Here is a 13,983-nt window from a genome sequence, read left to right on the forward strand (position 1 = left end):
TATGAGAGCCCGTACCCGGCAACCCAATCCTCAGAGCGACCTGCCAACAGCGCCATACCTCTAACTTCGCAAAACCCTCAAAGCAAGCGTTCAATGGCAGAATCTCCTTAACTTGATCGTTTTGGAGACCACCATGCTTCGTGCGTTTGAACGAAGGCTCGACCCCTTTCCTCCTGACGAGGTACCACCGCCACCCGATGGCTTGGTTCGATTTCTGTGGGCCTGCACACGGGGCGCCCGCGGTTACATCTTTGCGCTTGCGCTGCTCAGTGCGGGTGTGTCGATTTACGAAGCCTGGCTGTTTTCCTTCCTTGGGCAGGTCGTAGACCTGCTCTCGACCTGGCAGGCAGGCGGTGATGCGGCTTCGCAGGAAAGTCGCGTGTTGTGGGGCATGGGAATCGTAATGGTGACCAGCGTCGGGCTAGTGGCGTTGCGCACCATGGTGCAGCACCAGATATTGGCGATCAATCTGCCGTTGCGGCTGCGCTGGGACTTCCATCGCCTGATGCTGCGGCAAAGCCTTTCGTTTTTTTCCGATGAGTTTTCCGGCCGGGTCACTACCAAGGTGATGCAGACTGCGCTAGCCGTGCGCGACGTGCTATTCACCTTTATCGAGATCGCACCCGGGATCGGGGTGTATTTCATCGCGATCATCGCACTGGCCGGCGGCTTCGCACTGAAACTGATGCTGCCTTTCGTTGCCTGGGTCGTGTTGTTCGGGCTGGCCATGCTGTACTTCGTGCCCCGTCTGGGGAAAGTCGGGCAGGAACAGGCCAATGCGCGGTCGATGATGACCGGGCGTATCTCAGACGCCTACACCAACATCACTACGGTGAAGCTGTTCTCCCACTCCAATCGTGAAGCGCACTTCGCGCGTGCAGCGATGGAGGATTTCAAGCAAACCGGCTTCCGCCAGATGCGCTTGGTAAGCCAGTTCGAGATCGTCAACCAGGCATTGGTGGTGGCGTTGATCATGGCCGCAGGTGGTTATGCCCTGTGGCTATGGCACCAGGGTGAGGTCGGTGCAGGTGCCGTGGCGGCAATCACCGCCATGGCGTTGCGTATCAATGGCATGTCGCACTGGATCATGTGGCAAATGACCTCGCTGTTCGAAAGCATCGGCACCGTACAGGATGGCATGGCAACCCTTACCCGCGGCCCCAAGGTGCAGGATGCGCCGGACGCGGGTGTGCTGGTGACCTCCGGCGGGGCGGTAACCTTCGACAATGTGAGCTTCAACTACAATGGCGAACGCCAAGTGCTCGATGGCCTGAGCCTGAACATTCGCCCGGGCGAAAAAATCGGCCTGGTAGGCCGATCCGGAGCAGGCAAATCCACGCTCATCAACTTGCTGCTGCGCTTCTATGATGTAGACAGCGGGCAGATTCGCATCGACGGCCAAAACATCGCAAAAGTGACGCAAGACAGTCTGCGCGGCTCCATCGGCATGGTCACGCAGGATACCTCCCTGCTGCACCGTTCCATTCGAGACAACATCGCCTACGGCCGTCCCAATGCGACCGACGCGCAAATCCGAAGCGCCGCGGCCAATGCCCAGGCCGATGAGTTCATAAGCCAACTGAGCGACCAGCAAGGCCATACCGGCTACGACACACTTGTGGGTGAGCGCGGCATAAAGTTGTCGGGCGGCCAGCGCCAACGCGTCGCAATTGCCCGGGTGATGCTCAAGAACGCCCCGATCCTGCTTCTTGACGAGGCCACCAGCGCGCTGGACTCGGAAGTCGAAGTGGCCATTCAGGAAAGCCTCGATGAAATGATGCAGGGCAAGACTGTGATCGCCATCGCCCATCGGCTGTCCACGATTGCGGCCATGGACCGGCTCATCGTCATGGATGACGGACGCATCATCGAACAGGGCACCCACACCGAATTGCTCGGGAAGAGCGGCGTCTATGCGCGGCTGTGGCAGCATCAAAGCGGCGGGTTTCTGGGTGAGGATATGGGAGTAGTCGAGGCTATGGATCAGGCGTGAGCGTGAAGGGGGCGCAGCAGAGGGGGCTTTGAGCGGTGCAGTGGGGCGAGAGTCAAGGGCTGCTCTGACCCATCTTCGATGTGTTGTAGATGACACCGGAGTCGGGTGCACGAAAATATCGGCGTAAATCAAAGGCATGTTTCTGGTTGGAGCGTACTACGGGCCTATAGTGGTGCGATTGTATCTGGATAGTTTTTGGCGGTGACGACTGTCGCTTATGGCCGACAACAGCCACTCATGCCCGCACCTGAAGTACTTGTCCTATGCCTGCGTCCAACCAACAACGCCGGACATCGACATGCCCGCCCCCGAATCCACCCTCCTCCAAAGCTGGCACCACAACGCCCAATCCTGGATCGAAGCCATCCGCACCGGCGCCCTCGAAAGCCGCCTCAAGGTCACCGACCAGGCCATCCTGCTGGCGGTGCAAGGCTGCCAGCCCGAGCACGTACTCGACCTGGGCTGCGGCGAGGGCTGGCTGTTGCGTGCGCAGGCTGAACGAGCCATCAAGGCGGTCGGTGTGGATGGCGATGCGACACTGGTCGAGGCGGCACGGGCCGCAGGCTCTTGGCCGGTACATGTGGCGAGCTATGAGGAACTGGTGGAGGCAGAAGTCGACATCGGCAGCGACTACGATCTGATCTGCGCCAACTTCTCCCTGCTGCACCAAGACATCATCCCTTTGTTCGCCGCCATGAACGCCCTGCTCGTCCCTGGCGGCGCGCTGATGATCCAGACACTGCATCCGTGGACCGCTGCCATGGGTGACTATCAGGATGGTTGGCGGGAAGAGACCTTCGTCGGGTTCAAGGGGCAATGGCAACCCATGCCCTGGTACTTCCGCACCTTGTCCAGTTGGCTCAATGCGCTGGACATGTCCGGTTTTCGCCTGGTCAGCCTGCAGGAGCCACAGCACCCGCAAAGTCCTGTGCCGCAGTCATTGCTGCTGGTGGCCGAGCGGCGGGATTGAGCGATCGGTTGGGCCTGCCTACGAAACCAAGGGCGATTCATAGGCCGCGATGAACGCGCAGCATTTCCAGCAGCGAGAACAAAACGTTCTAATCCCTCGGGCGGCTCAGGTCCATACTTAAAGACGGGCTCCTGGCCAATGAGTTTAGGGGGTCCACTACGTCTCTACTTTCCAGGAGCTTCAACATTCCTTTCTGACAAAAGTCACTTGGCTGACTCCCGTCGAGGCAAGTCACCATGTTATCGACTTTAGAACTACGTCACCTGATAGAGCAAAGCTTCCTCCCGACCCGCTGCGAATGTACGGTTGACCCAACAGCAGCGCTGACCGTGCGTTTTTATCAAGGCGCCTCGAGTCAAGAAATGCTCGTTGTCACCGGGATCTCGATGGCCCCGCTCAACAACGGTTATGCCATCGCGAGCCTGATTGCAGATCTACGTAAAGACCTCGAACGGGGCGCTTCAACCTCTCTGTACCTGGCGCATTACACCGCCAGGTAGATCGCAGCGCAGCCAGATTCATCCCTCCTCCTACCCCTCCGCGTTATCAAATTGAATGATGCAGCGGATTGGACATCGCCCCCCTCAACGAAACCTAACGATGTCCAATGCAAACTGACCCGACAGGCAGAAAACGCCAAAAGCGGTCACTCGTAGGCTTCTAGAAAACCAGGGGCGATTCACCGCCTATTTCCAGCGTTATACACTAAGTGCGCACCACAGGAATCTGACCCAATCTTTTAAGCTGATATCATTCAAGAACATACAAACCGAGTAGAAAAATATGAACCGTCGTAAAAAAATAAAGCAGTTATTAAAGGCTCACGCCAAAAAGGCTAGTGCCAAATTGGCACCGCAAAGCAAGTCTAAATACATTAGTAAAGCTGACCGATTGAAGCTAGCTGCCGAATCCAGTCACGACCCAATCATTTCCTCTGAGAGCTGATCTATGTAGCTTAAGCACCTCCGGAATTTACAAATTTGATTGGGCTATTCATTCCGATGGCAGGTACCGCGAGGACGCGGCCTATCAATTCATTCAAGCCGAAGCCGCTTCGCGGCTCTGAATCGAACCGGTTGAATCCACAGTCGTAAGTCGTCTTTCGGACAGGTCTACGAACCCAGAGGCGATTCACTGAACGACTCATGTGCGTAAAGCGTCACGGAAGCACGCAGCTTGTTGCCGCCGAAAACACACATCTTTTCGAACGCCTTGTGGCTGACGGGAAGATGCTGGCAGTCGAGTGCCTGGCGGTGCTGACTGTGATCGATATCCGGATCATGCAAGTAGACAAACTCCTCATCGTAATCAGTGACGATGACCCAGTGAGGGGCTTTTGAGCGGGTCAGGCGATAACTGCTGATCAGTACCAAGGGTTGGCCGCCGGCCTTCAGCGCCAGCGGCAGGTCCAGCTGGTTGCTGCTGACCTGTTCCACATCACTGTGCTGGAGTTCGCTGCAGAACGCTTCATGTACCAGGCGCATCACCTCCTTCTTGTGTTCGTTACGCACGCCGTCGAGAAACAGCGGACCTGCGACGCTGACCTGCAGACGCACTCGAAATCCTCGACGCCAGGCCGCCAGTGCCAGGCCTTGTGGGCTGCAACCACCGTGACCTGAAGTCATGAACACCGTCGTGGCTTCACGCCAGATCTGCAGCTCGTCCCTGCGCCGAATCACGCGATCAGGCTGTAACGCGCTCATGGCCATCAACAGGCAAGCCGGGCCGCAGGTAAACTCAGTGGTCTGTTGGTAATAAGGAACCTGGAACTCACGGTTGTCCCGATGCTGCACAATACGTTTCTCCAACCGCAGCGCCGGCACATGATCTTCGTAGTAGTCGTTGACCACAGCGAAACGCCGGTAGCCATTGCGCTCGTAAAGACCGATGGCGACCGGATTGTCCGGACGGACTTCCAGTCGCAGGTAAGCGCAGTCATGCGCACGAGCACAGTCTTCCGCCTGGTCCAGCAGCTGTTTTCCCAGGCCCAGGCCACGGCTGTGGGTGGCAATGGCGATGGAATACAGGCGCGCCAGGGAGGTGCCGCGATGGAACAGGACCAGACAGTAGCCCATCAGTTGGCTGCCGACTTGTGCGACGATCAGGCTGGCATGGGCCCGGCTGATCATCCACTGAAAGCTGCGCGGCGTCAGCCGATCAGAGGTAAAACACTGGTTTTCCAGTTCCAGCAGAGACTTCAGGTCATCCTGTGTGGCTTTACGAAATAACAGGGTCATAGGGCCGCCGTAAAAGTTGCGTAATGAAACGAGACTTTTAAAAAGTATCGTGCTTAATAGATAAGGACTTGTTCTCCAACGGACCTTTTCATATGTCAGCGGTACAGGGCGGCTTGCGCGAAGTATCAGAGCAAAATCGATTAACGGCAATATCAAACCTGACTTATTTACCGGATGCACCAGGCAGATCCAGCCAGGTGATTATTATTGTTGAGCGAAAAGAAGATTGGGCCTCTTACTTCCCCTCAGAGGACGTGATGAGTGCGCAGGAGTACCTGGAGCAACCCCTTGAGATCGAAGCCGGCAAGCGCGTTCAGGTTATTAACCTGTGTCGCAGCTACAAGTACCTGGGGCATGGTTACTACTGCTCACTGCTGGCAGAGGCACGTGGCCATAAGGTTATTCCGTCCGTGCGCACTATCAGCGAACTGACCAAGAAGTCACTGTATGGCCTGGCGCTGGACGATCTTGGCAAACCGCTGGACAAAGCACTGAGCAACCACATTTACAGTAATACCGAAGGATTCACGCTGACGTTGTACTTCGGTAAAACCAATCTCGAACCTTTACAGGAACTGGCACGGCAAATTTTCGAAATCTTCCCGTGCCCTATCCTCCTGGTAGAGTTCCGCAAAAGTAATAGTTGGCGCATCGAGGGAATAAAATCCGGGGTCTTGCAAAAGTTACGCGAAGACCAGGAAGACCCATTTGCCAACTCGCTGGACAGTTTCAGCCGCAAGGTCTGGCGAGTACCGCGCTCACCCCGCGTGGCCCGTTATGACCTGGCCATCTTGCATGACCCACAAGAAGCATTACCGCCCTCCAATGCCCAGGCACTGGACAGTTTTATCCGGGTCGGCAAGGGGCTGGGCATTGACGTCGATCTGATCGAAAAGAAAGACTATTCACGAATCGCCGAGTACGACGCCCTGCTGATTCGCGAAACCACCAGCGTGGATAACCATACCTACCGCTTCGCCAAGAAAGCGGAAAGCGAAGGCCTGGTGGTGATGGATGACCCCGCCTCCATCCTGCGCTGTACCAACAAGGTGTACCTGACCGACCTGCTCAAAAGCCACCAACTGGGGATGCCAGCGACCGAGATCCTCTATAAAGAGCGACCGGAAGACTTCGAGCGCGTCGGTGAGCGCCTGGGCTTTCCATTAGTGCTGAAGATTCCCGACGGGTGTTTCTCCCGTGGCGTGATCAAGGTCGAAAGCCAGCAAGCCTTACTGGAGGCCACCTCAGAACTGTTCGAACACTCGGTGTTGTTGCTGGCACAGGAGTTCTTCTACACCGAATACGACTGGCGTATCGGCGTGCTTAACCGTAAACCGATTTTCGCCTGCCAGTACTTCATGTCCAAAGGTCACTGGCAGATCTACAACCACAAGGCCAAGGGCCAGGACATTAACGGCGAATGCCGCACCCTGGCAGTCCACGAGGCACCGCGCGCGGTTGTCGAACTGGCGGTCAAGACCGCCAACCTGATTGGCGACGGCTTGTACGGCGTCGACCTGAAACAATCGGGCGACAAGGTGGTGGTGATCGAAGTCAACGACAACCCCAACCTGGATGCGGGTATCGAAGACGCGTACCTGCAGGACGACCTGTATGCCCTGGTCCTGGAAGAGTTCATTCGCCGCCTTGAGTTGAAGCGGCGTGGCCAGGCCTGGTGAGCGTCTTTTACATCTCGACCTGTGTGCCCAGTTCTATCACCCGATTCAACGGCAATTTGAAGTACTTCAGGTTGCTGTTGGCATTCTTGAGCAGAAAGGCGAACAAGGTCTCTCGCCAACGAGCCATACCGATGCGCTTGGTCGGGATGACCGTCTCACGGCTGAGAAAGTACGTCGTGCGCATTGGACTGAAATCCAGTTCGTTCAAATGACAGAGGCTCAAGGCCAGGGGCACATCCGGCTCTTCGATAAAACCAAAGTGCAGGCTGACCCGGAAGAACCCCTCACCGTAAGCCTCGACTTCGAATCGCCGGTCCGCCGAAACGCGCGGGCTGTCTTCGGAGACCACGGTGAGCAACACCACTTGATCATGCAGCACCTGGTTATGCAGCAGGTTATGCAACAGCGCGTGAGGAACGGCATCGGCCCTGGCGGTCAGGAACACCGCCGTACCCTGCACGCGATGGGGCGGTTGCGAGCGGATGCTGCTGATAAACAGCGGCAGGGGCAGCGTGCTTTCGTCCAGCCGTTCGACAATGATCTTGCGGCCCCGCTTCCAGGTGGTCATCAAAATGAACAGGCCAATGCCCGCGATCACCGGGAACGCACCGCCCTGGAAGATCTTCGGCGCATTGGCGGCAAAGTACAGGCTGTCCACCAGTAGAAAACCGAGGAGCATCGGGATCGCCAGCCAACGTGGCGTTTTCCAAAGCAGCAGGACGACCGCCGAAGACAGGATGGTGGTGATCAACATGGTCCCCGTCACCGCGACCCCATAGGCGGCGGCCAAGGCACTGGATGATTCGAAACCGATCACCAGCAGCACCACACCGACCATCAACGCCCAGTTGACCGTGCCGATGTAAATCTGGCCCTGTTCCTGGCTCGAGGTGTGCTGGATAAACATGCGAGGGACATACCCCAGCTGGATGGCTTGGTGAGTCAGGGAGAAAGCGCCGGAGATGACGGCTTGGGAGGCGATAATGGTGGCCAGCGTGGAAAGCGCGATCATGGGCAGCAGTGCCCAGCCCGGCGCGAGCAGGTAGAACGGGTTGCGCACCGCCTCCGGGTTGTCCAGGATCAGCGCGCCCTGGCCAAAGTAATTGAGTACCAGCCCTGGCAACACCAGGATGAACCACGCGCGGGCAATGGGCTTGCGACCAAAGTGGCCCATGTCGGCGTACAAGGCCTCAGCGCCGGTCAATGCCAGAACCACCGCCCCCAGGATCGCCACGCCGATCCCCGGGTGAACCACAAAGAAGCGTACCGCCCAAGCCGGGTTGAGCGCCTGGAGCACTTCCGGGCGCTGCAAAATACCGTAGATGCCGAGCACGCCCAACACCACAAACCACAACACCATGACCGGGCCAAACAGAATACCGATGCGGGCCGTGCCGTGTTTCTGGATCAAGAACAGCGCCACCAGAATGATCACGGACAAGGGGACGACCCAGTGCTCGATACCATCAAAGGCCAACTGCAGCCCTTCAACCGCCGAAAGCACCGAAATGGCCGGGGTGATCATGCTATCCCCGTAAAACAGCGCCGCGCCGAACAGCCCCAGCAGAACCAGCACCCGGCTCATGTTCGGGTAGGGCGCTGCCGCCCGGCGAGCCAATGCCGTCAATGCCATGATGCCGCCTTCACCCTGGTTGTTGGCACGCAGGATGAACAGCACGTATTTGACGGTGACCACCCAGATCAGTGACCAGAAGATCAACGACAAAACGCCCAGCACGCCATCGTGGTTGGCCTGGACCCCGTAGTGTCCGGCAAACACCTCTTTGAGGGTGTAAAGAGGACTGGTGCCAATATCGCCATAGACCACACCCACGGCAGCGACGAGCAAGCCCGCCCCTGACGTCTTGGCGTGGGAGTCATCATTTGCGCGGGTCGCTGTGTCGGTCACGTGCGGCGTCTCGAAAATTGAGGGGGGAAGCGCCTGCCATCCCTGGACCAGGCGGTTTGCGTGGCCGTTGGTTAGGCACTGCGTGGATCAACCAAAGGATTCGAACGATTAACGATTAATAAGACTGTAGCCCTTGCGATGCCCACCATTGGCTTGTGCAACCGGGCAGTTCCAGGGCCCCCAAGGAAACGAAGGGCTACAGGCCCCGTGGACGCTCGAAAATTCGCCCGCAAGTATCCTTGCGAGTAAAAACACCTACCGTAAAGAAAGCGTAATTTTTTTCGCCAAGTGAGCAGCGAGTAACGGACACGCAATAATCGCCCCGGCCCTGAAGTGCAATGACAGATTTCACGCCGACAAATTTGCAGATCCCTCTATCCCCTACCACACTGCACTGATCGTCTGTCCAGACCGTCAGGCGCGCCGTATTGCCTTCACGATCGGAAACCGGACTTCGCTCCAAAGGCCTGCAATACCGGGGGGATTGCCAGCGCCATCTGTACGGGGTTTCTCAAATGGCGGTTATAGAACGTGCGTGCCAAGTCTATCCGCGGGCATCTGTGCGGCACGTCGCAATCACTGATTAAAGTCAGCAAATGCCCCCTATGAGCGGTGCTACGCTGTTCGGTGACTTTTATTATGGAGGGGTTCATGGGTGTAACCACGATCGATGTCGGACAGTTCCAAGGGAAAGACCAGCGCCAAGGCACCGCTCAGGTGCAGACTACGGCCATCAGTACCCCGCACTGCCCAGCACCTGGAACGCATCCGCAGGGAGGCATTTTTTCCAGCCGTATTGGTTTGTCGATTGCCGTTCTGGCCGGGATAGTCGGCCTGCTTGCCGGTTGCGGCAAGGAACCCGTTTCCACGGCCCGCCATGCCCCGAATGTGACCGTAATGACTGTCACCGCCCAGGACACCCCCGTCACCTTCGAATTCGTCGCCCAGACCGAGAGCTCCCGCGAGGTAGAGATTCGCGCCCGTGTGGCCGGGTTCCTGGAAAAACGGCAGTACGTCGAGGGCGATCTGGTCAAGGCCGGGCAAACGCTGTTCCAGATGGACCGCAAGCCGTTCGAGGCCTCCCTGCTCTCGGCCAAGGGCCAACTGGCGCAGCAGCAGGCGCGCTGGGAAGTGGCCAAGGCCACGCTGGCCCGCGTTCGCCCGTTGGCGGAACAGAATGCCGTCAGTAAGATGGACCTGGACAATGCCGTCGGCGAAGAGCGTCAGACCCGTGCTGCCGTGCTGGCCGCAGAAGGTACCGTTCGTACCGAGCAACTGAATCTCAGCTACACCACTATCAGCTCTCCCCTCACCGGCCTGTCCAGCTTTGCCAAAAAGCAGGAAGGCAGTTACATCACACCGGGTGAGTCAGGGTTACTGACCACGGTGTCGCAGATGGACCCGATCTACGTCAACTTCAGCCTTTCGGAAAACGAAACCCTCAAGTACCGCGACGACATTGCAGCGGGCAACCTGAAGTTCCCGCCACGCAGTGAGTTTGTCGTCGAAGTGGTGCTGGCGGACGGCTCCGTGGTCCCTGATCGCGGCACCCTCAATTTCACCGCCCCGTCCTATAGCCAGGAGACCGGTACCTTCCTGGTTCGCGCCGTGGTGGCCAATCCGAAGGGACTGCTGCGCCCCGGACAGTTTGTACGGGCCCGGGCGGTAGGAGCCTCTCGGCCGAATGCCATCCTGGTGCCGCAAAAAGCCGTGCTCGAGGGCGCCAAGAGCCATTTCGTCTGGGTCCTCAATGCCGAGGGCAAGCCCGAGCAACGGGTGGTCGAGGTCGGTAGCTGGCAAGGCGACGGCTGGTTTATCAACCAGGGCCTGCACGCCGGTGAACGCATCGTGGTCGATGGTGCTATCAGGGTCACCCCCGGTGGTCCGCTGAACATTGTCGAGCCAAAAGCGTCCGCCCCGGCAGGCAAGGCCGCCGCGCCAACGCCTGCCGCCGGTGAGCCGAACAAAGACAGTGAGAAACGCCCATGAGTCTTTCTCACTACTGTATCGACAGACCGATCTTCGCCGCCGTCATCTCGATCATCATCACCCTGGCCGGTGCCGTGGCGATGCTCCAGTTGCCTGTCGCCCAATACCCGGACATCACGCCGCCGCAAATCACGGTGTCCGCGACATACCCCGGGGCGGATGCGGAGGTGGTGGCCAACAACGTGGCCGCGCCTATCGAACAGCAGGTCAACGGTTCGGACAACATGATCTACATGAACTCGTCGAGCTCCGCGACGGGCAACATGACCCTCAACGTGTTCTTCGAGATCGGCACCGACCCGTCCCTGGCCCAGGTGGATGTGCAGAACCGGGTCAACCTGGCCCTGCCCCAACTGCCTTCCGCCGTGCAGAACCAGGGCATCCAGGTACAGAAAAAATCATCGGCGTTCATGATGGTCCTGGCGGTGTATTCCAAGGGTGACCGCTACGACAGCACGTACGTCGCCAACTACGCCAACCTGTACCTGCTCGATGCGATCAAGCGCATCCCCGGGGCCAACCAGGCCGCCATCTTCGGCACGCCGGACTATGCAATGCGGATCTGGCTCAAGCCTGACCGCATGGCACAACTGGGGATCACCGCCGCCGATGTGCAAAAAGCGGTGTCCAACCAGAACCAGCAATTTGCCGTGGGCCGTGTCGGCCAGTCCCCGACGGGCGAAGCCGTGGAGCAGTCCTTTGCGGTGACCACCAAGGGGCGCCTGACCGAGCCGGCCGAGTTCGAAAACATCATCCTGCGCGCCAGCAACGACGGCGCCGCCATTGTGCGTCTCAAGGATGTCGGACGCGCAGAACTGGGGCAGAAAGACTACTCGCTGCGCAGTACCTACCAGGGCCGTCCCGCCACGCTGATCGCGGTGTATCAACAACCCGGCGCCAACGCTCTCGACGTGTCGAAGGCCGTCACCGAGACCCTGGCGCAAATGAAGGAGACCTTCCCCGAAGGCATCGAATACAAGATCGTGATGGACACCACCGCGTTTACCCGCGCATCGATTTCCGAGGTGATTTACACCTTCTTCGAAGCGCTGGTGCTGGTGGTGATCGTGGTGTTCCTGTTCCTGCAGAGCCTGCGTGCCACGCTGATTCCGGTGCTGGCCGTGCCGGTGTCGATTGTCGGCACCTTCATCGGTATGGCGGCCATGGGCTTTTCGGTGAACATGCTGACCCTGTTCGGCATGGTGCTGGCCATCGGTATCGTGGTGGACGATGCCATCGTGGTGATCGAAAACGTCGAACGCAACATGCATGTCCACAAGATGAACGCCAAGGACGCCGCCAAGCGAGCCATGGATGAAGTGGCGGGGCCAGTGGTGGCCATTGTGCTGGTGCTGTGTGCGGTGTTCATCCCGGTGGCCTTCATGGGCGGGATCACGGGCCAGCTCTATAAACAGTTCGCCATCACCATCGCCATTTCCGTGGTGATCTCCGGCCTGGTGGCCCTGACCCTGTCACCGGCCCTGGCCGCGCTGCTGCTCAAGCCGCAGCACGGAGAGAAGAACGCCTTCTTCCGCTGGTTCGAACGCAGCTTCGACCGCATGACCGCCAGCTACTCGCGCTCGGTGGCCTTCATGATCAAGCGCTCGGCACTGGCGCTCATGCTGTTTGCCGGCATGATCGTGCTGTCCGTGGTGATGGCGCAGCGTATCCCCAGTGCGTTCCTGCCGCCCGAGGACCAGGGCTACTTGCTCGGCGCCGTGATCATGCCCGATGCCGCCAGCCTGGATCGCACCGGAGAGGTAGGCAAGGTGGCCAGCGACTTCTTCATGAATGATCCGTCCGTCGAAGGGGTGGCCATCGTGAACGGCTACAGCCTGCTGGACGGCCAGAACAAGAACAACGCTGGGGCCTTCTTCGTTGGCTTCAAGGACTTCGAGGAGCGTTACAAGGACTCCGAGACCATCGAGGAGCAAAGCGCTCCCGCCGTCATACAGAAGGCTGCCCGCGCATTTTCCACCATACAGGACGGTATCATCCTGCCGGTCAACCCCCCCTCCATTCCAGGCCTTGGTACCACAGGGGGTATGGAGGTATGGGTGCAAAGCAAGGGCGATGGCAGCATCGACCAATTGGCCGAAATGGTCACCACCCTTGTCGCCAAAGCCAAGGAGCGCCCCGAACTCGGCATCGTCACCTCCACCTTCAACGCCCACTCCCGGCAACTGATGGTGGATGTCGACAGGGAAAAGGCCGAAGCACTGGGGGTGCCGGTCGAAGATGTCTACAGCACCATGCAGACGATGTTCGGCTCCCTGTACGTCTCGCAGTTCAACAAGTACAGCCGGCTGTGGCAGGTCATCCTGCAGGCCGAGCCGGTCTATCGCCTCAAGGCCGAGGACCTGCAAGAGATCTATGTGCGTAACAAGAATCTCGAAATGGTGCCGCTCAAGGCCCTGTTGAACACCCGTTACGTCACCGGTCCCGACCTGCTGACCCGCTTCAACAACTTCCCGGCGGTCAAGCTCACGGCCAACGCCGCCCCCGGCTACAGTTCCGGCCAGGCGCTCAAGGCCCTGGAGGAAATCAGCGCCGAGATCATGACCAACGACTATGCGCTGGCCTTGAGTGGTGAAGCGTTCGAGGAGAAGAAAAGCGGCGGTGCGTCCTCCAAGGTCTTCATCTTCGGCCTGGTCATGGTGTTCCTGATCCTGGCGGCCCAGTACGAGAAGTGGTCCCTGCCCATTGGCGTGCTGCTGGCGGTGCCGTTCGCCTTGTTCGGTGCCCTGCTCGCGGTCATGCTTCGGGGCTTGAGCAATGACGTCTACTTCCAGATCGGCCTGACCATGCTGGTGGCCCTGGCCGCGAAGAACGCGATCCTGATTTTCGAGTTCGCGGTGCTGAACCGGGAAAGCGGCATGTCCGCCTACGACGCCGCGATGACTGCCGCCAAGGAACGTCTACGGCCGATCGTGATGACGTCCCTGGCGTTCATCCTCGGTTGCGTGCCGTTGGCCATCGCTGTCGGTGCCTCGGAAAACAGTCGCCACTCCATCGGTACAGGGGTAATCGGCGGGATGCTGGCGGCGACCGTCATCGCCGTTTTCTTCATCCCGTTGTTCTACTACCTGGTGGAACGGATCACCGAGAAAAAGGGCTCGGCCCAACAAACCGCCCAGCCTCCTGCGGCAACGCCATCCGGGGAAACTCCCGGCAGTGCTGCCCAACCACGCCATGAGGGGGAATGA

General features: G+C 58.8%; 9 protein-coding genes. 7 read left to right on the forward strand and 2 right to left on the reverse strand.

The genetic code is table 11. From position 1 onward, the window contains the following. Positions 1-133 precede the first annotated feature (133 nt). The 4 genes from CKW29_RS02925 (at position 134) to CKW29_RS02940 (ending at position 3,908) form a co-directional block, all read left to right on the forward strand. Entirely contained in the window at positions 134-1,993 is a 1,860-nt protein-coding gene (locus CKW29_RS02925; protein ID WP_095147912.1) for an ABC transporter ATP-binding protein, read from the forward strand. Between the two features lie 298 nt (positions 1,994-2,291). Next, positions 2,292-2,963: a bifunctional 2-polyprenyl-6-hydroxyphenol methylase/3-demethylubiquinol 3-O-methyltransferase UbiG gene (locus CKW29_RS02930; protein WP_095147932.1), complete on the forward strand. Its 672-nt coding sequence runs from the start codon at positions 2,292-2,294 to the stop codon at positions 2,961-2,963. A 236-nt stretch (positions 2,964-3,199) separates the two neighbouring features. After that, a complete protein-coding gene (locus tag CKW29_RS02935) occupies positions 3,200-3,463 on the forward strand; it encodes a DUF1652 domain-containing protein (RefSeq protein ID WP_095147913.1) in 264 nt (87 codons plus the stop codon). 283 nt (positions 3,464-3,746) lie between these two features. Next, entirely contained in the window at positions 3,747-3,908 is a 162-nt protein-coding gene (locus CKW29_RS02940; RefSeq protein ID WP_095147415.1) for a DUF2986 domain-containing protein, read from the forward strand. 167 nt (positions 3,909-4,075) lie between these two features. Here the strand turns inward: CKW29_RS02940 and CKW29_RS02945 are convergent, their stop codons facing one another. After that, positions 4,076-5,200, reverse strand: a complete 1,125-nt coding sequence (locus CKW29_RS02945) for a GNAT family N-acetyltransferase/peptidase C39 family protein (RefSeq protein WP_095147416.1) — start codon at positions 5,198-5,200, stop codon at positions 4,076-4,078. A 92-nt stretch (positions 5,201-5,292) separates the two neighbouring features. On the opposite strand from CKW29_RS02945, the gene CKW29_RS02950 reads away from it, so the two are divergent. Continuing rightward, positions 5,293-6,879: a RimK family protein gene (locus CKW29_RS02950; protein ID WP_095147417.1), complete on the forward strand. Its 1,587-nt coding sequence runs from the start codon at positions 5,293-5,295 to the stop codon at positions 6,877-6,879. Positions 6,880-6,886: 7 nt separating this feature from the next. On the opposite strand, the gene CKW29_RS02955 is transcribed toward CKW29_RS02950, so the two are convergent. Then, positions 6,887-8,788, reverse strand: coding sequence for a potassium transporter Kup (locus tag CKW29_RS02955; RefSeq protein ID WP_095147418.1), 1,902 nt, complete (start codon positions 8,786-8,788; stop codon positions 6,887-6,889). A gap of 651 nt (positions 8,789-9,439) precedes the next feature. On the opposite strand from CKW29_RS02955, the gene CKW29_RS02960 reads away from it, so the two are divergent. Further along, positions 9,440-10,777, forward strand: a complete 1,338-nt coding sequence (locus CKW29_RS02960; protein WP_095147914.1) for an efflux RND transporter periplasmic adaptor subunit — start codon at positions 9,440-9,442, stop codon at positions 10,775-10,777. Continuing rightward, entirely contained in the window at positions 10,774-13,983 is a 3,210-nt protein-coding gene (locus tag CKW29_RS02965) for an efflux RND transporter permease subunit (RefSeq protein ID WP_095147915.1), read from the forward strand. The genes CKW29_RS02960 and CKW29_RS02965 overlap by 4 nt, the downstream gene beginning before the upstream one ends.

Origin of the sequence: Pseudomonas sp. Irchel s3a18 (assembly GCF_900187535.1) — a bacterium.
Classification (GTDB): domain Bacteria; phylum Pseudomonadota; class Gammaproteobacteria; order Pseudomonadales; family Pseudomonadaceae; genus Aquipseudomonas.

What these genes read in the sequence shown, in the direction of transcription:
- CKW29_RS02935 (WP_095147913.1), top strand. Translation starts at nt 3,200, where the DNA reads ATGTTATCGACTTTAGAACTACGTCACCTGATAGAGCAAAGCTTCCTC.
- CKW29_RS02965 (WP_095147915.1), top strand. Translation starts at nt 10,774, where the DNA reads ATGAGTCTTTCTCACTACTGTATCGACAGACCGATCTTCGCCGCCGTC.
- CKW29_RS02945 (WP_095147416.1), bottom strand. Translation starts at nt 5,200, where the DNA reads ATGACCCTGTTATTTCGTAAAGCCACACAGGATGACCTGAAGTCTCTG.
- CKW29_RS02960 (WP_095147914.1), top strand. Translation starts at nt 9,440, where the DNA reads ATGGGTGTAACCACGATCGATGTCGGACAGTTCCAAGGGAAAGACCAG.
- CKW29_RS02925 (WP_095147912.1), top strand. Translation starts at nt 134, where the DNA reads ATGCTTCGTGCGTTTGAACGAAGGCTCGACCCCTTTCCTCCTGACGAG.
- CKW29_RS02950 (WP_095147417.1), top strand. Translation starts at nt 5,293, where the DNA reads ATGTCAGCGGTACAGGGCGGCTTGCGCGAAGTATCAGAGCAAAATCGA.
- CKW29_RS02930 (WP_095147932.1), top strand. Translation starts at nt 2,292, where the DNA reads ATGCCCGCCCCCGAATCCACCCTCCTCCAAAGCTGGCACCACAACGCC.
- CKW29_RS02940 (WP_095147415.1), top strand. Translation starts at nt 3,747, where the DNA reads ATGAACCGTCGTAAAAAAATAAAGCAGTTATTAAAGGCTCACGCCAAA.